Origin of the sequence: Anaerocolumna sp. MB42-C2, assembly GCF_030913705.1 — a bacterium.
In the GTDB taxonomy this organism is placed as follows: Bacteria; Bacillota; Clostridia; order Lachnospirales; family Lachnospiraceae; genus Anaerocolumna.
In genome coordinates this window covers 2,067,505-2,089,395 of the sequence record NZ_CP133190.1, presented here as the reverse complement: position 1 = coordinate 2,089,395, position 21,891 = coordinate 2,067,505, and the positions used below count along the sequence as shown (strand labels likewise).

Genomic DNA, 21,891 nt, shown 5'->3' with positions numbered 1-21,891 from the left:
GATTCGAGCATCAAAAGGTCTTACAAAATATTTGGTAAATACTAATAACGCAAACTATAACAACTGGTGGTGAAGCTTATGAAGAAATTGAAAGTAATGATTGTTGATGATGAGGTTACCATTGTAGAGGGGTTTAAGAAGCTTTTTGATTGGGATAAACACGGATGTATGCTAATTTGTGAAGCCGGAGATGGAATGTCTGCCATAAATCAGGCTAAACTGTATCAGCCGGATATTATTATCATGGATATTAATCTGCCTATTGTAAACGGTCTTGATGCCATAAGTATGATACGTGAGCAAAATCCCAATATTACATTTATTGTGATAAGTGGTTATGATGAATTTGAATATTGTCAGGAAGCATTAAGATTAAAGGTGAAAGATTATATTTTAAAACCGGTAAAATATGAGGAATTAGGAGAAGTAATCGACCATATCCGAATGGACCAATTTCATGTTGCAGTAGATAATAAAGCTCCATTAAAAGAAGAAATCAAAAATGAAAACAGTAAAATAATTTTCCGTTTTATTGCATATATACAGGAACATCTGGTGGAAGACATCAGTTTACAGAAGTTATCCCAGGAATTTCATATGAATCCTGCTTATATCAGTCAGTTATTTAAAAATGAAACGGGAATCAATTATCATTCCTATCTTACCAGATTACGGATTAATAAATCCAAAACCTTACTTACAACAACTGATAAGAGTATTTCGGAAATTGCCTCAGCAGTTGGATTCAGTGATTACCGTGTATTTACCAAAATGTTTAAAAATTATATGAGTATGACGCCGTCCCAATATAAAAGTCATAATGACTATTTGTCCATAACAGTCCAGACAAACGACAAAACATAAGCCGGAGGCGGTAGCTGCAGACTATATTTTTAAGGGATAACTGAAATGAAACAATACTCAGACTGTATAAAACCGCAAGCAATTACTCTTAGCAGTACTAAATAAATATTTAGTTAGCGCAGAGTGAAAGGCTGTTTTATGCAGTCTTTTCTTTTTATCAAGAAAGGATAACTATATGATATTAAAATTTTCCTGTGCAGATTTTTCATTTCCGTTATTAAAACATAAGGACGTTTTAAAATTGATAGCAATGATGGGTTTCACAGGTGTTGATATCGGGCTTTTTGAAGAACGCTCCCACCTAAGACCTTCTACGGAATTTATGAAAACAGAAGCAAGTGCTGAAACTTTAAAAAAGAAGCTGGAAGAGACCGGATTAATGGCAGCAGACATCTTTATGCAGACAGCGTTGGATTTTAAATTAATTGCACCGAATCATCCGGATAAATTGGTAAGACAGAAAAATAGAGACTTATTTTTACATACTTTAGAATATGCTTCCATCACAGGAAGTGAACATATAACGGTTTTGCCAGGGGTAACCTTTGAAGATGAGGAATCAGAAGAGTCCTTATATAGGTGTTATTCCGAGCTAGCCTGGAGAGTAGAAAAAGCAAAAGAATATGGTCTGATATTCGGAATTGAGGCACATGTGGGTTCAATTGCAGATACCCCGGATAAGGCACTTAATTTGCTTCAAAATGTCCCTGGACTTACGCTTACTCTTGATTATACTCATTTTACCAGATGTGGTATTCCGGATGACCAGATTGCCGTACTGCTACCATATGCTTCTCATTTTCATGCCAGGGGAGCCGCTCCCCGTAAATTGCAGTGCAGGGTTTCGGAAAACACAATCAATTATGCCGGTATTATTAAGCAGTTAAAAGCTCTAAACTATAAAGGTTATATTGGTTTGGAATATACCTGGGATGAATGGGAAAATTGTAACCAGAATGATAATGTAGCCGAATCCATCCTTCTAAAAAAACTAATTATGGAAGCTTATAATGAATAAAAACCGAAGGTAGCATGGAATCTGATTATTTACTGTTCCTGCTTTTGATCCAGAATATAATACAAGTTAAGCAGATTATGCTGCCTGTCAATAAAAATGAATGATAGAATGCGTTTAACATCCATTCAAATTGGTCCGGGTCATAGAAACCATTCCCATCAGGGATAAAAAATTCTTTTGTAATTTGATAGGCAATTAATGGTGAGCAAAGTATTATAAGTATTCCAAGCAAGAAGAGAACTATCCTTCCTGATTTAGATGAGCTATATTTTTCGTTTACTACATCGGGTATTTCTATTAAATCGCATTTGCAATCACTGCAGATTTTATATCCTTCCTGATATTCACTTTTACAAACTGGACATATTATCATTATACCACCCCATTATTTGTTATGGATTTAAAAAAATTTCAATTTTATTAAATGTTTAATTTTATTATATATCTTTTATTTTGACATTGCCATTAAAATTTACCAATTATAACTCAGGGTATAACAATTTCTAAAATATATAGAAGTATTTTTTAATATGGTTACTAAATTGGAGAGATCCCTTGTGTTTAATAAAGTTTTTTAAGTGATATTATAAAACCATTTTAATAAGTGGCTACTAATGGTATAATTTGTATGAACTTAAATAATAATTTAAGCAAAAAACTATTGTTAACTCTAATAATATAGTAAGTTAAAAATGCAACGGAGGGGAAATTTGAATCTTCAAATAGTAACGGTTTTATTTTTGAATTTTATCATATCTATAATAGGAACCTTGGCATATTCCGTCAGGTTAGTTGGTGTCAGAACCGGAAAGATAGCAGTTACTTATTCCGTATTTAATATTTTAACATTAATATCGAGAATAGCAGTAACATTTCAAGTGCCCATATTAACAAAGTTTGTGGAGAATAATTCCGGTGGAAGTGATTTAATCAGTATATTCAATTTGATAATAATCGTTTCCGGTATAGCAACGATTGCCGGAGCATTTTTGATACCAACCTTTCAAAGAATATTTTACAGAGGAGTTTTGCGTTTTTCCATTGACAAATCAATACCCAAACTTATTATGCATAGTTTTTCAAAAACAGGTATTAACTATATGAGAGAGTGTATCGCTATTCCTGTAAAAAATAATTTAACAAAGATTAATTATAAAAAATTGCCTGTAAAAATAGTAATATTTAATTTAATTGCCGTTTCCCTGATTACAGTAGGTTCGTTAGCTCCTATTTATGCAGGGAAGCTTGCACCGGATTTAAGGGCGACATGTATTACTTTATCATCGATTATAAATGGTGTTGCTACCGTTTTAATGTCAATATTTATTGACCCGCAGCTGTCAATTATGACGGATGAAGTTATTGATGGGAAATGTACGGAAGAAGATTTCAGGACATGTGTGGTTGCTATGGTAGGAAGCAAAAGTTTAGGAACCTTTGCTTCCCTGTTGCTGCTTATTCCAGCTTCTTATTTGATCGTTTTTATTGCAAGAATTATATAATAATTTGGTATATAAGGGAATGGCCCCTGTTAGATGCAATGTAACGGTTTCAAGAAAAGCATTTAAAAGAGCATTTGTATACTAATACTAAGAAAACCATTAAACTGGGTTTATTTGCAGAGCAAAAAAATATGATAAATATCATTTTGAATAATTAATTGTAGAATTGCCAACTATGTTACTTGACACAAACGCGGGATAAATACAACTTGACACAACAATCAAATAAGTGCTATACTTGCTAACAGCAATAAAAGACAGTTCATTTGTACCATCCTGTCTCTAAACAAAACTAGGGCTATTTTTTAATATTATAGTATATAGGTTAAATGTGACGAGTCACTCTATTAATCTTATAAACTGATATATAAAACAGGCATAGTTAATTATGCCTGTTTTTTTGACTTGAACTAAAAGCGATGCCTTAGTAAATAGGAAGGAGTATTTAAATATGTATTATTTAAAATCAGAACAAAGCTTTGATGCAGCACATATATTGGCTGGTTATGAGGGAAGATGCAGGAATATTCACGGACATAGATGGCGTGTTATTATTGAAGTGAAAAGTTTAACTTTGCAGTCGGAAAAGCAGTCAGAAGGAATGATAGTTGACTTTGCACAGTTAAAAGAAGACATAAAAGAAGAAGTGGATTTTTTGGATCATGCACTTATTATAGAAAGAAATACATTGAAGATTTCTACATATGAAGCGCTACAAGAAGAAGGGTTTCGCCTTATTGAGTTAGATTTTCGTCCAACTGCTGAGCGACTGTCAAAATACTTTTACGATAAATTGGTAAACAAAGGATATCAGGTAAAATCGGCTACGATTTATGAAACTCCGAATAACTGTGCTTCTTATGAGGAGGATTCTGATGTCACAGTATAAGGTAGTGGAAACGTTTACCAGTATAAATGGAGAAGGCGTTCTGGCGGGACAGTTAGCTGTATTCGTTCGATTCCAAGGTTGTAATCTGGCATGTTCCTATTGCGATACCGCTTGGGCCAACCAGGACAGTACAGCCTATAGTATCTTGACAGAGCAGCAAATCTATCAATTAATTAAAAAAACGGGTGTAAAAAATGTCACATTAACGGGTGGTGAACCCTTGCTGGTCCCTGATATAATGCAACTACTTGAATTGCTTGCTGCAGATAGTAATTTACATGTTGAAATTGAAACAAATGGAAGTATAGACTTGCTGACTTTTACGAAGATAAGCAACCGACCTGTATTTACTATGGATTATAAGCTTCCGGGAAGTTTAATGGAATCAAAAATGTTAGTTTCAAACTTTAAGCTGCTTACAAAAAATGATGTGGTTAAATTTGTGGTAGGAAGTATAGAGGATTTAAATTGCGCAAGGAAAACCATTACAATGCATCACTTAATTACAAAATGCCACGTTTATATCAGCACCGTATTTGGAAAAATCGGTTTGGATGAAGTGGTGGAATATATGAAAGCAAATTGTATGAATGGGGTAACCCTGCAATTACAGATGCATAAAGTTATCTGGGATCCTGATAAACGAGGCATTTAGTTGAACTTGGAAAGCGAGGTGAATAGATATGGCAATAGATATGGAAGCAATTGAAAAACATATTAAAGGGATTCTGGTGGCATTAGGTGATAATCCGGAACGGGAAGGATTAAAAGATACACCGAAACGAGTTGCACGTATGTATAAGGAAGTATTTGAAGGAATGAATTATAGTAATCATGAAATTGCTGAAATGTTTCATAAAACATTTGAAGAAGATTCGGAGCTTTATCATGACACACAGGATTTAGTTGTTGTAAGAGATATAGAAGTGTACAGTTTTTGTGAACATCATTTGGCATTGATGTATGATATGAAAGTTACGGTAGCTTATATACCAAATGGTAAGGTGATAGGGCTTAGTAAAATTGCAAGAATTGCTGATATGGTATCAAAGCGATTACAGCTTCAGGAACGAATCGGTTCCGATATTGCTGAGATTATGCAGGAAATAACTGATTCGCAAGATGTTGCAGTTTTGATTGAGGGCTGCCATAGCTGTATGGGAGCAAGAGGTATTAGGAAATCTACCGCAAGAACACATACTTACGCGTTACGCGGCCGTTTTCAGACAGATGTAATGTTACAAATGCGTTTAAAATAACATAGACGGGATGGTGAAGATATATGAAAATATTAGTTTTATTAAGCGGTGGAGTTGACAGCGCGACATGCCTTGGATTAGCCGTTAAGCAATATGGAAAGGAAAATGTGATTACACTGTCTGTTTCTTATGGACAAAAGCACACAAAAGAGATCGAGGCGGCGAAAAAAATTGCTGCCTATTATCAAGTGGAATTTATACATTTAGATCTGGCAGAAATATTTGAATATAGTAAGTGTTCGCTTTTAGGACATTCCAATCAGGACATTCCAAAAGAAGCATATGCTAAACAGCTTGAAAAGAGCGGCGGAAAACCGGTTTCAACTTACGTACCGTTTCGGAATGGGTTGTTTTTATCTTCTGCTGCGAGTATCGCTTTATCAAAAGAATGCAGTATGATCTATTATGGTGCACACAGTGATGATGCGGCAGGGAATGCTTACCCGGATTGCAGCAGTGCATTTAATGAAGCAATGAATCAGGCAATTTATATAGGCAGCGGAAAACAATTACAGATTGAGGCTCCTTTTGTTTTTTGGACTAAGGCCCAGGTTGTTAGAAAAGGCTTGGAAATAAAAGTACCGTATGAATTAACGTGGAGCTGTTATGAGGGTGGAGAGAAGCCATGTGGAAAATGCGGTACTTGTATAGACCGGGCCGCTGCCTTTGAGAATAATGGGGTATGCGATCCGGCAATAAAAATGTAAAAGTTGTATGGTAGATTTAATAAATTGATTATTTTGCAATTATCTATAGATTTGATAGGATGCTAAATTCTTATATAACAAATAAGGTCGGGAGGATTGTATATTATGGCAGGAAGAAATACGGAAGAAACAGTGGGAATCACATTTTTGGGAAATCAAGGGACAAAATATAAAATGGAATATGATGCATCCATTTTAGAGACCTTTGTAAATAAGCACCAGGAATATGACTATTTTGTAAAATTCAATTGCCCTGAGTTTACCAGCCTTTGTCCAATTACCGGACAACCGGATTTTGCTACGATTACTATTTCTTATGTACCTAATGTAAAAATGGTAGAAAGTAAATCACTGAAGCTTTATCTGTTTAGTTTCCGCAATCATGGAGATTTTCATGAGGACTGTATCAATATTATTATGAAAGATCTGATCGCACTTATGAATCCAAAATACATTGAAGTATGGGGGAAATTCACTCCCCGGGGCGGCATCTCCATTAATCCTTATTGTAATTATGGACAGGCAAATACCAAATGGGAAAATATCGCATTTAACCGGCTGGCAAATCATGACCTCTATCCCGAAAAGGTGGATAACAGGTAGGAGAATTTAAATAAGCCTTTGACGAAACCATAATATAAAATTTGCTTTTGATGCTCGAATCATGTTATATTTATATATAAAATGATATGTGCCAAAAAAGCCTCTTTGAGTCAGGTTAGGTCGTTTATGGTTTTGATACCCAATCTTATGAAAAAAGAAATAAGGAGTTACACATGGAGGAAATATTAAAAATACCGCAGCAGTTCTTTCGGCTGTTCTATTCCAGGAATCGCTATATCTATATGGAATCCCTTATGATTATATACGATGAATATTTATATAATGATTATTTTTTAAGCAAAGAAACCTGCATACAGCTTATAGCGGAACACTTTTCAGACCGGATCGTGGATATTACTGCGGACGATGAAGAGGGGGATACCGATACGTATGAGCCAATGGCAACCAAGATTTTAAACCGTTTAGTTCGGTTTACCTGGTTGAAAAAAGTGGAGGATTACAGCTCTTTTAAAACAAATATTGTTATTATGGATTATGCTTCTATTTTCATAGAGGTATTTAAAAAACTGAGTAATCCGGACGAAAGTGATACGGATCTTTACATACAAAATGTGTATACCAATATCTTTTCCTTTTATCATGATAATAAAGTCGGAATGGAGATATTAAGGACAGCCATGGTCAACATTACGAGGCTTAACCGCTCTTTGCAGGATATGCTTCATAATATGGATCAATTTTTTGGGACATTGCTGGAAAAGGATAATTATGAAGAACTGCTGAATGAGCATCTGGATGTTTATGTTGAGACCATTGTAAATAAAAAATATAGTCTCTTAAAGACAAGTGATAACTTTTACATTTATAAAAATGATATAAAAAAACTTCTGCGTTCCCTCCAGGAGGATGAAAACCGGATATATTTATTAAAGCAAAGGTTGGAAGCGGAGGGGAAAAATGCAGAAGAGGTTGAAAATGAATTTCTGGATCTGCTTTACCAGATTGAACGTGGAATCATTAATATGGAAAACCGAATTTCCCATATTGATTCGGAACACAGTAAATATGTAAGAGCCACAGTAAGCCGCCTGGAATATTTATTAAGTAATGAAGACAGCATGAAAGGAAATGTTATTACTTTACTTAATCTGATGGGAAATGATCAAAAAGAAGTACTGCTAAACCAGGTGGCAAATGCCGTTCGTATTAATGATCTGACGATAACCTCCTCCGATTCCCTCTATAGAAAAAGAGGAAAAAGGCGTGTATTTGAAGAAACAGTGGAAGTGGAAGAGAGGACGGAAGAGGAATTATCCAAGGAAGAAATTCTTCGTTTGAACCGGAATAAAAACCGTTATAATAAAGAGCAGATTGAGCAGTTTATATTGGATCAGATGGAGGATGGAATTTACCGTACCATAGATCATCCGGTTAATTCCGAAGAGGAATTTGAACTGTTAATTTTGGCATATGACTACAGTATCCGCAAAAACAGTCCGTTTCATGTTGTGAACAAAAAGGAAAGCAATTTATCCAATAAGAAATATACATATCCGGATATTGTATTTGAAAGGAATAACCATGTTTCCATATTATAATGAACTATTAGATGAAGAAAAGGATATGCTGACAGAAGTTATAAAAACTTTGTTTCATCAGACTTTTCTATTGGAGAATAAATTTGATAAAAAATCAGGACGGTATTTGCCGAATAAACAGTATCGTACCTGTGAGGGACATCTTGAATTTCTAAGAGAATATTTTAAGATAGCTGATATTGATATCATCGAAAACCGTCAATTAGGCATTATCTCATTAAAGACACAGAATCTGCAGGGAGATAAATTAAGCAAGCTGACTACGGTATTTCTTTTACTGTTTAAATTAATCTATGATGAAAAAATGAATACAGCATCAAGTTCCATCCATGTATATACGACTTTGAATGAAATATTTGATAAGATACAGCTTTTCCGATTGTGGAATAATAAAACAATATCACCGACGGAAGTACGTAAAACCATGGCGGCTCTTAGAAAATATCAGGTGGTTGAGATGATGGAAGAGATGGGGGAACTAGACGGGGATACCAGATTTATCTTATATCCCACGGTGAATCTTTTGTTAGAGGGACAGTCCATACAGGCCATAATCGAACAATACCAGGAAGATACGGAGGAGACAGAGGATGAGCAGATATCAATCACTGACCAAGATGTGTCTGAATAACTGGCATTATATCAATGAAAAACTGCTACGTTTTCACGATAATATTAACTTTTTTACAGGGCATTCAGGAAGCGGTAAATCTACGGTTTTGGATGCATTACAGATTGTATTATATGCGGACAGTAATGGACGCAACTTTTTTAATAAAGCGGCAAAAGAAGACTCTGACCGTACTTTAATGGAATATTTAAGAGGTATGAAAGCGGTTCAGGAAAATAATGAAATAGGTTATTTAAGAAATAAGAATTTCTCTTCGACTATTGTATTGGAATTTAAGGATACGGAGACTTTAAAATACCAAAGTATCGGTATTGTATTTGATGTAGATGTACAAACCAATGATATAAATCATATGTTTTTCAGGCATAAAGGGGAATTGGAACAAGGGATTTACCGGGAAGATGGACGGGTTCTGTCTATTAGTGAGCTGAAAGAGCATATGAAAATTAACTATGAAGCTGAAGACTTCTATTTCAGCAGAACCAACGAAAAGTTCCGAAATGAGTTGTATGGCAGTTATTTCGGCGGATTACACCCAAAACACTTTCCCAGCCTGTTTAAACGGGCCATCCCATTTAAGATGGATATTAAACTGGAGGACTTTGTTAAAAATTATATCTGCACCGAAAATGATATTCGTATTGAGGATATGCAGGAAAGTGTGGCACAATATACCCGCCTGAAACGTAAGCTGGAAGATACTAAGAATGAAATAGCCAAATTGACAGAAATAGAAGAACAATTCAATAAATATACAGTTATTAAAGATCAGACTTTGCAATATCAATATAACCTGGATAAGTTTGAAATAGAGTCCATAGAAAGGAAACTTAAGGTTTTACTGGATAAGCAGACAGAGTATGCAAAGGATATTGCACTTCTTGAGAATTCAGTTCTAACCCTTACAAACCAGTTAAAAGAACTGCGAAAGCAAAGGGATCAGGTTATTATATCTATTGAGAACAGCGGTTATGACCATTTGGAGAGGGAATTAACCTCCTTAAACCAGATGCTGGAATTGCTTTATGGAAGTAAAAGTAATTATGATAAAGTTGCAAACCGGTTACAGGACTGGCTAAAGATAGATTCCTTAAATTTGTCTGTAAAGGAGAGCATAGAACGTTTTAGTAACTATAAGGCTGAACCTGATGATTTGAAACAGATTCAGTCAGCTCTAAGAGAGACGAAAGAAGAGGTTCAGAAAAACAAAGATCTATGGTCTGCAGAGCTTCTGGAGATAAAGAGACAATATAAAGAAGTGTCGGACCAGGTTGACCTGTTAAAAAACGGACAGAAAGCATATCCTCCTTATCTTACAAAAGCCAGGGAAATTATTGCTGAAAAGCTTAATCAGTATTATAAAAAACCGGTACAGACAGATATTCTGGCAGACCTAATTGAGGTTCATGATGAAACATGGCTGAATGCGGTGGAAGGATATATGGGAAATAATAAATTATCCATCGTTGTTCCTCCTGAATATGTGGGACAAGCCATGGAAATCTACAGGAAGCTGGATCAAAAACTGTATTATAAAGTGTCGGTGTTGGATACGGAAAAAGTTTTAAAAGATGTCAAACCCATTTTAACAAATTCGTTGGCGGAAGAAATAGTCACTTCTGTGGATTATGTCCGTGCTTATGTGGATTCTTTAATGGGTTCCGTAATAAAATGTGGAAGAATTGATGAATTACGTGAAAATAAAAGCAGTATTACTGCTGACTGCATTCTTTACCAGGGGTATAAACTGCAGCATGTAAATCCGAAAAATTATACGGAATATGCTTACATAGGCCGCAGTGCCATAACCAGAAGATTACGGCAGTTAGAAGCTAAGGCAGAGGAACTGGATAAAGGGATGCAGCCGTTAAATAATCAGATAAAAGAAGCTAATATTTTGCTGGGTTATGAATCCTTTAAGGAGGATATGGACAGCTATGATAAATTATTGCAGGAAATTCTGACGATTCCGGTGAGAGAAAAACAAAAAGAGGAATACTCTGAAAGAATTAAGGAACTAAAAGAGAAAAAACTGGATGAGTGGCTTTTAAAAAGGCAGCAACTGGAGGAACAGATTACAGGTATCAATAAACTAAAAGATACCGGAATGATTGACTTAAGTGCTAAGAACCATGAAGTAGAAAACATGAAACGTCAGATTCTTGAATTAAATGAAGAATTAGTGCAGAAGCAACAGATTTTCAGTTCTGACGGAAACAAGGATGAGGCCTTTAACCGTTTTATGGAAGCCTATGCCGGCAGAAGAAACGATATCATTAAGAGCATTTTATATAATAAGATACAAGAAAGTAAAGAAAAAGCCGAAGAAGAATATGGGGCTTTATTATCCGAACGAGAGAATTATTTAAAGTCTTATGCTTTTAGAGGATTTTCACTGACTGCCAAAGATAATGAGGAATACAGCGGACTGCTTGCTAATTTAAGGAGTGATAAACTGTCCGAATTTACCGAGAAAGCAACGGAGCAGGCAAAAGTAGCGGTATATCACTTTAAGACGGATTTTATTTTTAAAGTCAGAGACGCTATCAAAGAAGTAATGCAGCAGAAAGAGGATCTGAACCGGATATTAGCCGGGCTTAATTTCGGTAAGGATAAGTATAAATTCATTATAACAAAAAATAAAGGGGAGGAAGGCAGATTCTATGACATGTTCATGGATGAGGATCTGGAAATCAATCCCTATGAGTTAACCGGCCAGGTAAAAAATCAGATGAATTTATTCAGCATACATCATGAAAATAATTACGGAGAATTAATCAATGAATTGATAAATCTGTTTATGCCTCCGGAAAACAGCGATGCAAAAGCCCTTGAGGAAGCAAGAGCTAATATGGAGCGGTATGCGGATTACCGAACCTACCTGTCTTTTGATATGGAACAATTAGTGGAGGGTATGCCTCCCATGCGATTAAGCAGGATGCTATCGAAAAATTCAGGCGGGGAGGGACAAAATCCCCTTTACGTTGCCTTATTAGCCAGTTTTGCACAGATTTACAGGGTGAATTTAAAACCTTCGGCAAAACGGAGACCAACACCCAGACTGGTAGTTTTGGATGAAGCATTCTCTAAGATGGATGCAGAAAAGGTAGGAAGCTGTATCGGGCTTATCCGGAAACTGGGCTTCCAGGCCATTATCAGCGCAACTAATGATAAAATACAGAATTATGTGGAAAACGTTGATAAAACATTTGTTTTCGCCAATCCTAATAAAAACAGAATTTCCATTCAGGAGTTTGAACGGAAAGAGTTTGGTGAACTGCTGACATCGGAGAGTGGGAGTGATGCGTAATTTAACATTTAATCTTTGACTGAAATATGTAACAGTACGTGGGGATTACTCCAGATAAGGCTGCTGCTTTTTTAAGTACTCGCTGGGGGATATCCCTACGTTTTTTTTAAAGATCCGGCTGAAATAAAGGGGATTGTCAAAGCCCACGAATTCCGCGGTTTCACTGATATTAAACGTACCGTTTTTTAATAATTCTTTTGCTTTATTGATACGGATATCTAAAAGGTACTGTCCGGGAGTTGTCCCTGTGTGTTTCTTAAAACTGCGGATAAACCAGCAGCAGCTTATATTGCAGCTTCGGGCATATTTTTCTATAGATAATTCATTCCTGTATTCCTTATGAAAATATTCAATAGCCTGCTCAATTAATTCACTGCTTTTACCGCTTTCTTTGGTCCCCTCTGTTATTTGCCTGGATAGCAGCAATACCAATTCTTCAAAATAAACATTAATCAATGAAAAGAAATTTGTTCGTTTCAACTGTAGTTCAAGAATTATCTTATCAAAAATTCTCTTACATTCTTCTCCGGTATTGACATGAAAAAGATGATGGGGATACAAATTGTACTTTTTAAGTAATTCCGTTATTTGCACACCTGAAAAATGTACCCAGTACAAATCTGTGCGGTCCTCCAGACAGTAATTATAATGCTGCCCTTCGCCGGGATAATATAATACAAAGGATTCTGCCGGAACACGAACCATTTCCCGGCGAATTAAAAAATTGGCAAAACCATGTGCAACATAAAGCAGTTGATAATCCTGTCTGCCGAGGGGACGCTGGGTTTCAAATTTATTTAAGCTGATTAATTTATAATGTCCGCAGCTGTTTACGGAAATATTATTTTGTGTATCTACTATTTCTTCATCATATTCATTTAAATATCCGGATATGTTTAACATATTGGCTCCTTTATTTCTGCCTTTTCTTATCAGAGTTAATAAATCCCCTGTAAATTAACAATAAAACAAATAAAAGATAATTGATAGATATTAGAAAGTTCTATCTCTCTGCATTTATCAGTATGAATGAAATCTATAAAAATGTAAAGCGGTTTGTATCATTTTGTGCATGTTTTAGATAATATCCTTTATATGCGTTTTTAAGGAAATATATTATAATTTACATAGGTTAAACGTGCTAAACAAGTGACCGAAACATATAATGTATTGTTTTAAAAAAGGAGACGCTTATGAATTTACCGAAGTATTTTGAAGACCCAAAAACACTTCATCTGGGAACTATGCCATACAGGGCTTATTATATTCCCTTTGAAGCAGACAAGTCAGCTTTTGAAATTTTAGAAACAGCAAGAGAAGATTCAAAGAAAGTTACCATGTTAAGCGGAGACTGGAAATTTCATTATTATAATAACCGCTTTGAGGTTGATGAAGCATTTATTAGGACTGAGTTTGAAGCTAAGAATTTTGATACCATTCCGGTACCCAGCTGTTTGCAAATCCTTGGATATGAAAGGAACCATTATACTAACGTTAATTATCCATTTCCTTACGATCCGCCCTATATGCCCGATGAGAATCCATGCGGTGCTTATATAAAGAAGTTTCAGATGACAAAAGAACAGGTAGATAAGAAAAACTTCCTAAATTTTGAGGGAGTGGATTCCTGCTTTTATGTCTGGGTAAACGGCAGATTTGTTGGTTACAGTCAGGTTTCCCACTCTACCAGCGAATTTGATATTACGGATTTCCTAATGGCAGGGGAGAACACCCTGGCGGTACTGGTTTTAAAGTGGTGCGACGGAAGTTATCTGGAAGACCAGGATAAATTCCGCTTCTCCGGTATTTTCCGGGATGTATATATCGTAACCCGTTCTAAAGAACATATCCGGGATTTCTTTGCAAAGTCGGAGGTTTCTTCTGACTGTAAACAGGCTAAAATCCTGGTAGATATCGAGTATTTTAAAAATCTGGTACCGACTACCTGTCTCCTTTTGGAAGCAGATGATAAAACCGGAAGCTTCAGTGAAGACGGTAAAAAATTATTGGGTCAGGCGAAAGGTAATATCCTGGAAACCAAGCAGGTCTCAGACGGTCATATTGAATTTGAAATTGATCATCCAAAGCTTTGGAATGCAGAAAATCCGGTACTCTATACTCTTTTATTAAAAACAGAGGATGAAATCATTGTACAGAGAGTAGCATTACGAAGAGTAGAAATTATAGATCAGGTTATCTATATAAATAAAGTCGCTATTAAGATAAAAGGGGTTAACCGTCATGACAGTGATCCTTATACCGGCGCTGCCATTAACCAAAAACAGGCATTAAAAGATTTCGAATTAATGAAACAGCATAATGTTAACGGAATCCGTACCAGCCACTATCCTAACTCACCCTGGTTTTTACAGATGTGTGATGAAATCGGATTTTATGTAATTTCCGAATCCGATATTGAATCCCACGGATCTGATGCATTTTACCATGCTGGCCATCAGTCTACTTTTGGAGATCTTGTACAGATGGATATCTACCATGAGGCTATTTGTGACCGCGTGGAAAGTAATGTAAGACATAATAAGAACTGCGGCAGTATTATTTTCTGGTCTTTAGGCAATGAATCGGGTTACAGTAAAGCTTTTGAAGATGCTGCAAGGTGGATAAAGTCCTATGACAATACCCGTCTTACCCATTATGAGAGCAGTATTCATGAAACAGGTGGTCATAAAAATGATACCTCCATGCTGGATGTATACAGCAAGATGTATGATTCTATAGAAAAGGTGGACGAATATCTGAATAATAAGGATAATAAGAAACCTTATGTTTTATGTGAATTTATTCATGCCATGGGAAATGGCCCGGGAGATATCGAAGATTATTTTGAAAAAATATATAAGGACGACCGTTTCATCGGCGGATTTGTCTGGGAATGGTGCGATCATGCGGTTTATATGGGTAAAACGATAGAGGGCAAAGATAAGTTCTACTATGGCGGTGATTTCGGTGAATATCCTCATGACGGTAATTTCTGTGTGGATGGCCTTGTATTTCCTGACCGCAGAGTTGGAACCGGGTTACTGGAATATAAGAATGTAATCCGTCCGGTAAGAGCTGCTATACAAGATTTAGCTTCCGGTGAGATTTATTTAGAGAATAAGCTGGACTTTACCAATCTTAAGGATTATTTAATCGTTTCTTATGATGTGATATGCAATGGGGATACAGTAGAAAGCGGAGTGATCGAAGAACTTGATATACCGGCCAAATCCGGTAAATCAATTAATTTAAACTTTACCGTTCCATCAGATGGTATCTGCTATTTAAATCTGAATTATATTTTAAAGAAAGACAGACCTTTCTTAGCCAAAGGACATATATTAGGGTTTGACCAGCTTTTAATGAAAGAGGGCAGATTCAGAGCCGATAAAGACAAAGATAATTCCGTTACGATTGCCGGAGGGGATATTCAGATCGAGGAAGATGAAAGGGCTGTCACCTTAACCGGTTCCAATTTCCGTTATGTATATAATAAGCTGACCGGAACCTTTGATTCCCTGGTTCATAATCAGGTTTCCTATCTTGAGAAACCTATGGAATTCAATATTTTCCGCGCGCCTACGGATAATGACCGTAACATTAGGGCAGAATGGGAAAAAGCCGGTTACGACAAAAAAATCGTAAGAGTGTATCATACAAAGATTACTTCCGGTGAAGAGACAGAGATAACTTCCAATCTTGCCATTGCGGCTATTCAGATGCAGCATATTATTGATATTGATGTAATATGGAGCATTAAGAAGAATGGAAATATCGACGTGAAAGTAAATGCAGCCCGTAATACGGTAATGCCTTACCTGCCAAGGTTCGGACTGCGTATGTTTATGCCGAAAGTTTTTGGTAAGGTTCAATATTTCGGTTATGGACCTTATGAAAGTTATGTTGATAAGCACAGATGCACCTATATGGGTAAATTTGAGCAAAGGGTATCCGATATGTATGAAGATTATATTAAACCCCAGGAGAATTCCAGTCATTATGGCTGCCATTACCTAAATGTAAGTGATGAACGGAATAATTCCTTTGAAGTGACCGGAGAAGAAGATTTCAGTTTTAATGTATCGGAATACACTCAGGAAGAATTAACGATGAAGATGCATAATTTTGAACTTCAGAAATCCGATTATACGGTAGTATGTCTGGATTATAAGAACAGCGGTATCGGTTCTAACAGCTGCGGTCCTGAATTAATTAAGAAATACCGCCTGGATGAAGAAAAGATTGCTTTCAAATGGAGCTTATCTTTTCAGGGCTGATAAAAAGGTAAGAATGAGTAAAAAGTAATAAGTTAAATCCGAATGTTGCCAAGACAAAATGGTTTCATTCGGATTTTTTAGACAGGTACTTGAATCTGTTATTAAAGATAGCTATAATAAAACATATATATAACTTAAATGCATTAGTCGGGTTATAAGGAGTGTAAAAGTATGCAGGCAAACTTATCAGAGGCCAGAAACAACTTAAAAAATAAATTATTAGCAAATGCCTGTGTGGTAATAAGTGAAATACAAAAAGCTAATCTAAATAATCTGCTCGAAATAGGTTTGTTTGGGAGTTTGGCATGTAATACATTTACCTGTAACAGTGATGCGGATATTTATCTTGTATTTGACGAAAGTATACCAGACAGAACGGTAAAAGGTATGCTGCGTTCAATTGCGGAGGAAAACAACTGTGATATTGTATTTATAAACAGCAGCAGTTTGTACAAGGATAATCCGGATCTACTGGCTGCTGAAATCTTAAAAAATCGAATCATATTATGGAGGAAATGTTAATATGATACAAAATGATTATTATCACATAGCCATGAATGATATAGAATATCTAAATGCAGTTAAACATTTACCTTATTATAATCAGCATTGTATTGCTTGCCAGCAGATATGCGAAAAACTTTTTAAGCATATATTAAATGTTATGAGACTGTTAATAAAGTAGTGGAAGCTGTGAATAAACTAATATAAAAAATAATATTTAACAGGAAAGTAAAATGTACTCGGAATAATGAATTTAGATGCCTGATAAACAGTGACGGATTCGCATTTTTATTCATTATTAAGCGGGTACATTTTTTGCTGTGGCATTCTGGTCATCTAAGTGACATTGGGAGTGACAGTAATAAATAGTTACTGTTCATAGGCCAATAAACGCGACGTGTTTTTTGTGAGTGTAGCGAAGCTAAAGTCACAGAAAACCGGAGAATTGCAGCGCCAAAACGCTGTTCTCGCGTTTTGTGTGCATCGCGAAGCGTGTTATTGTTCGCGGAACTGCTGCTTTTTGCAGAGGAGTGAACAGTAATAAATATATTAATGATACAAAAATTCATTGCAATAGGATGATTCTTTTTTTACAATGTGTTATAGTATTCTATGGACAAGTTATACAAATGAAATATGTGAGGTGAAATTACAATGCCATATAAAGATATTCAACATTTTATGAGATATTTAGATGAGAAAAATCAGTTAAAACGGATTAAAGCAGAAGTAAGCCCTATTCTGGAAATCACGGAAATAGCGGACAGGGTGGTAAAAAAAAGGGGACCTGCATTACTGTTTGAACACGTAAAAGGTTCTCCTTATCCGCTTTTAATTAATACATTCGGTTCTTATAAGCGAATGAGTATGGCAATCGGTGCAAATAAACTGGATGATATCGGTAATGATATACAGGATCTGATTGACTTTTCCAATTACCAGACCATGTTAGATAAGGTGAAATCCATACCAAGGCTTGCCAGGCTGTTAACCGTATTCCCGATTAAGGTTAAGAAGGCACCCTGTCAGGAAGTTATTGAGGAGCCGGATTTAAGTAAGCTCCCTATCTTAAAGTGCTGGCCGGATGATGGGGGACGGTTTATTACACTGCCTTTAGTTTTTACCAAAGACCCGGAAACCGGGCAGCAGAATATTGGAATGTACCGGCTCCAGGTTTATGATAAAAAAACTACAGGCATGCATTGGCATCTGCATAAAGACGGACGTGAGATCTATAATAAATATAAAAAACTAGGCGGTAAAATGCCGGTAACCGTAGTAATCGGCTGCGACCCGGCTACTATTTACGCGTCGACGGCTCCGCTTCCCAAAATGATTGATGAAATTATGTTTGCGGGATATTTAAGAAGAATGCCGGTACCTATTGTAAAATCCGTTACAAATGATATCTATATTCCCGCAAACAGTGAATTTGTTTTAGAAGGGTATGTGGATACGGAGGAATTAAGGATGGAAGGTCCTTTCGGGGATCATACGGGTTATTATTCGGAGAAGGACATGTATCCGGTGTTTCACGTTACAAAGATGACCAGAAAAGAAAAACCGGTATTTATGGCAACCATCGTAGGAAGACCTCCTATGGAAGACTGCTTTATGGGAAAAGCGACAGAACGGCTATTTTTGCCCTTGCTGAAAATGATTGCTCCGGAAATCGTGGATATTAATTTTCCGTTAGAAGGAGTTTTTCATAATTGTGTCATTGTATCCATCCATAAGAAGTACCCAGCCCATGCAAAAAAGATTTTAAATACCTTATGGGGCAGCGGACAGATGATGTATACCAAGTTAATTATTGTGGTGGATGAGCAAGTAGATCCCCATGATATTTCTAAAGTAGCCTGGAAAGTATTTAATAATATCGATGCGAAAAGGGACCTTATTATTTCGGAGGGGCCTCTGGATGCTTTAGATCATTCCTCGCCTTTGCATTTGATTGGAAATCGTCTGGGAATTGACGCTACAAAAAAATGGGCCTCCGAGGGATATGAAAGGGAATGGCCGGATGATATTGTTATGACAGATAAGATAAAGGAAAAAGTAGATAAGAGGTGGAAGGAATATGGTATTTGATAAATTAAAAAAGTATGGAGAACTGGTTATGTTCTCCCACACCATTTTTTCACTTCCTTTTGGACTGATTGCCATGTTATGGGCGGCAAACGGAATACCGGAATTACGGGTGTTTTTCTGGATTCTGGTAGCCTTATTCGGAGCTAGAAACGGAGCCAACGCATTTAACCGTATTGCAGACCGTTTTATTGATGGGAGAAATGAACGTACCAGGGACAGGCATTTGTCTACCGGACAGGTCAAATTATACGAAGCTGTTATTATAACAGTTTTATGTTTTGTATTAATGGCAGTTGCAGCGTATATGTTGAATTTAACCTGTTTGATACTGCTTCCTTTTGCCATTGCTCTGTTTATCTTTTATTCCTATTCCAAAAGATTAACCTGGTTATGTCATTTTATTCTGGGAACAGCCTGCGGTGGGGCACCGGTGGGAGCCTGGATTGCAGTTACCGGCGGAATCACCTTAATGCCTCTTTTCCTTGGAGCTGCTGTTTGCTTTTGGGTAGCAGGATTTGATATACTTTATGCAACGCAGGATATTGAATTTGACAGAAAAGAAGGACTTCACTCTGTACCTGCAAGGTTTGGATTTAAAAATGCCTTATGGATAGCCAGGGCCTCCCATACAATGTGCATTCTGTGCCTACTGGCTATTTTCATTCTTATGCCGAGAGGAATCTTTTTCCTTATCGGAATTATAGTTTCCATTCTGTTACTTTGCATTGAGCATTATAATGTAATTCCGGAGAATAAAGATAAGATGATTTTCGCTTCCTACCACATGAATCAGGTTTTAAGTATTGTATTTTTTATTTTTGCCATGCTGGATTTCTGGTTTGATAAGTTTATTCAAATATGAGGACTTACGGCATTTTAACAAGATAAAAAGTACAAACAGAACGGAGAAATTGATGAAACGATATATTATTGGTGTTACCGGTGCCAGCGGAAGTGTTCTTGCTAAAAGAGTATTAAGTTATTTATCGGACACCCAGGCGGAACTTCATATTATCGCAACTGACATGGGGAGGAAAGTATTTGAATATGAGACAGGGATTCCCTGGTCCCAATTCTTAAGATCGGTAAGCCAGAATAAGGCAGAAATCCACTCCTATGATAATAAGGATATGTTTGCCAGTGTTGCAAGCGGTTCCTTTGTTACGGATGCCATGATGATTGTACCTTGTTCTATGGCTACGGCTGCTAAGATAGCAACCGGTACCGGGGGAAATTTGCTATGCCGTGCGGCAGATGTCTGTCTGAAAGAGAAAACAAAACTGGTTATATCGCCAAGGGAAGCACCTCTTAACAGCATCCACCTTAGGAATCTGCTGACTCTAAGTGAAAACGGAAGTATCATATTACCTCCGGTTCCTATGTTTTATGCTAAATCAGAGGATTATAATGGTTTAATAGACGGAATTGCAGGCAGGATTTTAAAATCCGCAGGGATAGAAAATGATTTGTATACCAAATGGAATAACGGAAAAGAAATGTAGCTACAAGAATAGTCTCGTGAGAGACCCTATGTGCAAGAATCAGCTCTGAAATTGTATTAATTGCATGGTATATAAAGACAATATGTGAGTTTCGCAATTAACTCAAAAATATAATGAAAAGAAAGGAATGCCATATAAATTTTTATTTATGCTGTGAAACTTGTTTCACATAGTATTAATGGCAGTAACACATCTGTAAGAAGATATGTTATGTAATGGGTATTATAATGAATTTAAGAAAATTAAATATTTTATGTCTTATAGCAGTTATGTTTATATTAACTGCATGTTCCAAAGAAAAAAATACTTTAACGGTAGGAATTATGACAGACCTGGACTCCATCCCTTTTATGGTGGCTAAACAGCAGGGTTATTTCCCGGACAACGTTAAATTAGAAGTTTATCAAAGTCCTGTAGACAGAGACAGTGCCTTATATTCCGGTAATCTGGACGGCAGTATCTCTGATGTTCTTGCTGTCTGCCTTGCGAAAGAGGGCAAATTCCCGGTTTATGCAACTTCCAAAACAAACGGACGGTACGGTATCGTTTCAGGGAAAAATTCAGAAATTACCAGTGCAAAATTGTTAGAGGGAAGAGAAATCGGCCTTAGTTTAAATACCGTGATTGAGTATGTTACGGACAGTATGGTAACAGCAGACGGAGGAGATCCTGCTTTACTTAAAAAGACCTCTGTGCCCAAAATACCATCAAGACTGGAACTTTTACAGAATAATCAGATTGATGCAGTTGCCATGCCGGAACCTTATATTACAGCAGCAGGAAAAGCAGGAGAAACCATTGTAAATACATCCGACGAATACAGCATTAATCCGGGTGTTATGTTATTTACCAAAACTGCGGCGGAGAAGAAAACCAAAGAAATCAAAGAATTCTATGAGGCTTATGACAAAGCGGTTGAATATATTAATTCCACCGATCCGAAAGATTTTATGCCTGCAGTAATAAAAGAACTTGGTCTGCCGGACACTGCCCTTAAGGTAGAATTGCCGCAATATGAAAAAACCACCCTGCCTGCAGAAGACCAGGTGTTAAATGCCATGAAATGGTTAATTGATAAAGGAATGTTAAAACAGGAATATACCTATGCGGACCTGGTGAAAGAGATTAAATAGTTACGGTTCGCTAAACTGCTGCTTTTTGCAGGGGAGTGAACA

The 21,891-nt window shown here is 36.4% G+C and carries 20 protein-coding genes; 18 read left to right on the top strand and 2 right to left on the bottom strand.

Translation table 11 applies throughout. From position 1 onward, the window contains the following. The first annotated feature begins 78 nt into the window (after nucleotides 1-78). Together RBU59_RS09325 and RBU59_RS09320 are read left to right on the top strand one after the other, a co-directional pair. The gene (locus tag RBU59_RS09325; RefSeq protein WP_308147607.1) at nucleotides 79-864 is read left to right on the top strand and encodes a response regulator transcription factor; all 786 of its coding nucleotides are present in this window, start codon (nucleotides 79-81) and stop codon (nucleotides 862-864) included. A gap of 175 nt (nucleotides 865-1,039) precedes the next feature. After that, nucleotides 1,040-1,882, top strand: coding sequence for a sugar phosphate isomerase/epimerase family protein (locus tag RBU59_RS09320; RefSeq protein WP_308147606.1), 843 nt, complete (start codon nucleotides 1,040-1,042; stop codon nucleotides 1,880-1,882). 25 nt (nucleotides 1,883-1,907) lie between these two features. Here the strand turns inward: RBU59_RS09320 and RBU59_RS09315 are convergent, their stop codons facing one another. After that, on the bottom strand, nucleotides 1,908-2,255 hold the full coding sequence (locus RBU59_RS09315) for a hypothetical protein (protein WP_308147605.1): 348 nt from the start codon (nucleotides 2,253-2,255) through the stop codon (nucleotides 1,908-1,910). A 337-nt stretch (nucleotides 2,256-2,592) separates the two neighbouring features. Between RBU59_RS09315 and RBU59_RS09310 the strand changes: the two genes are divergently transcribed. The 9 genes from RBU59_RS09310 to RBU59_RS09270 all read left to right on the top strand — a co-directional run bounded on the left by RBU59_RS09310 (nucleotide 2,593) and on the right by RBU59_RS09270 (nucleotide 12,342). Continuing rightward, on the top strand, nucleotides 2,593-3,384 hold the full coding sequence (locus tag RBU59_RS09310) for a lipid II flippase Amj family protein (protein ID WP_308147604.1): 792 nt from the start codon (nucleotides 2,593-2,595) through the stop codon (nucleotides 3,382-3,384). Nucleotides 3,385-3,835: 451 nt separating this feature from the next. Further along, the gene (locus RBU59_RS09305) at nucleotides 3,836-4,273 is read left to right on the top strand and encodes a 6-pyruvoyl trahydropterin synthase family protein (protein ID WP_308147603.1); all 438 of its coding nucleotides are present in this window, start codon (nucleotides 3,836-3,838) and stop codon (nucleotides 4,271-4,273) included. Then, a complete protein-coding gene (gene queE, locus RBU59_RS09300; protein ID WP_308147602.1) occupies nucleotides 4,260-4,928 on the top strand; it encodes a putative 7-carboxy-7-deazaguanine synthase QueE in 669 nt (222 codons plus the stop codon). Before RBU59_RS09305 ends, queE begins: the two co-directional genes overlap by 14 nt. Before the next feature lie 28 nt (nucleotides 4,929-4,956). After that, complete coding sequence (gene folE, locus RBU59_RS09295; protein WP_308147601.1) at nucleotides 4,957-5,532, top strand: GTP cyclohydrolase I FolE; 576 nt, start codon at nucleotides 4,957-4,959, stop codon at nucleotides 5,530-5,532. A 23-nt stretch (nucleotides 5,533-5,555) separates the two neighbouring features. Beyond that, entirely contained in the window at nucleotides 5,556-6,239 is a 684-nt protein-coding gene (gene queC, locus RBU59_RS09290) for a 7-cyano-7-deazaguanine synthase QueC (RefSeq protein ID WP_308147600.1), read from the top strand. A 105-nt stretch (nucleotides 6,240-6,344) separates the two neighbouring features. Further along, a complete protein-coding gene (gene queF, locus RBU59_RS09285) occupies nucleotides 6,345-6,842 on the top strand; it encodes a preQ(1) synthase (protein WP_308147599.1) in 498 nt (165 codons plus the stop codon). A gap of 173 nt (nucleotides 6,843-7,015) precedes the next feature. Next, nucleotides 7,016-8,401 (top strand): Wadjet anti-phage system protein JetA family protein, encoded by a 1,386-nt coding sequence (locus tag RBU59_RS09280; RefSeq protein WP_308147598.1) that lies wholly within the window; start codon nucleotides 7,016-7,018, stop codon nucleotides 8,399-8,401. Then, nucleotides 8,370-9,032 carry a DUF4194 domain-containing protein gene (locus tag RBU59_RS09275; protein ID WP_308147597.1) on the top strand — a complete coding sequence of 221 codons (663 nt, stop codon included), beginning with the start codon at nucleotides 8,370-8,372 and terminating at the stop codon, nucleotides 9,030-9,032. Before RBU59_RS09280 ends, RBU59_RS09275 begins: the two co-directional genes overlap by 32 nt. After that, nucleotides 8,992-12,342, top strand: coding sequence for an ATP-binding protein (locus RBU59_RS09270; RefSeq protein WP_308147596.1), 3,351 nt, complete (start codon nucleotides 8,992-8,994; stop codon nucleotides 12,340-12,342). The genes RBU59_RS09275 and RBU59_RS09270 overlap by 41 nt, the downstream gene beginning before the upstream one ends. A gap of 45 nt (nucleotides 12,343-12,387) precedes the next feature. Here the strand turns inward: RBU59_RS09270 and RBU59_RS09265 are convergent, their stop codons facing one another. After that, the gene (locus tag RBU59_RS09265; RefSeq protein ID WP_308147595.1) at nucleotides 12,388-13,245 is read right to left on the bottom strand and encodes a helix-turn-helix domain-containing protein; all 858 of its coding nucleotides are present in this window, start codon (nucleotides 13,243-13,245) and stop codon (nucleotides 12,388-12,390) included. A gap of 290 nt (nucleotides 13,246-13,535) precedes the next feature. Between RBU59_RS09265 and RBU59_RS09260 the strand changes: the two genes are divergently transcribed. The 7 genes from RBU59_RS09260 (at nucleotide 13,536) to RBU59_RS09230 (ending at nucleotide 21,849) form a co-directional block, all read left to right on the top strand. Further along, a complete protein-coding gene (locus tag RBU59_RS09260; protein ID WP_308147594.1) occupies nucleotides 13,536-16,619 on the top strand; it encodes a glycoside hydrolase family 2 TIM barrel-domain containing protein in 3,084 nt (1,027 codons plus the stop codon). A gap of 171 nt (nucleotides 16,620-16,790) precedes the next feature. Then, a complete protein-coding gene (locus tag RBU59_RS09255) occupies nucleotides 16,791-17,141 on the top strand; it encodes a nucleotidyltransferase domain-containing protein (RefSeq protein WP_308147593.1) in 351 nt (116 codons plus the stop codon). A 1-nt stretch (nucleotide 17,142) separates the two neighbouring features. Then, the gene (locus tag RBU59_RS09250) at nucleotides 17,143-17,304 is read left to right on the top strand and encodes a hypothetical protein (RefSeq protein ID WP_308147592.1); all 162 of its coding nucleotides are present in this window, start codon (nucleotides 17,143-17,145) and stop codon (nucleotides 17,302-17,304) included. A 473-nt stretch (nucleotides 17,305-17,777) separates the two neighbouring features. After that, the gene (locus tag RBU59_RS09245; protein ID WP_308147591.1) at nucleotides 17,778-19,214 is read left to right on the top strand and encodes a menaquinone biosynthesis decarboxylase; all 1,437 of its coding nucleotides are present in this window, start codon (nucleotides 17,778-17,780) and stop codon (nucleotides 19,212-19,214) included. Next, nucleotides 19,204-20,076, top strand: coding sequence for a UbiA-like polyprenyltransferase (locus RBU59_RS09240; RefSeq protein ID WP_308147590.1), 873 nt, complete (start codon nucleotides 19,204-19,206; stop codon nucleotides 20,074-20,076). Before RBU59_RS09245 ends, RBU59_RS09240 begins: the two co-directional genes overlap by 11 nt. Nucleotides 20,077-20,128: 52 nt before the next feature. After that, entirely contained in the window at nucleotides 20,129-20,716 is a 588-nt protein-coding gene (locus RBU59_RS09235) for a UbiX family flavin prenyltransferase (protein WP_308147589.1), read from the top strand. A 227-nt stretch (nucleotides 20,717-20,943) separates the two neighbouring features. Further along, nucleotides 20,944-21,849, top strand: coding sequence for an ABC transporter substrate-binding protein (locus RBU59_RS09230; protein WP_308147588.1), 906 nt, complete (start codon nucleotides 20,944-20,946; stop codon nucleotides 21,847-21,849). Nucleotides 21,850-21,891: the final 42 nt, after the last annotated feature.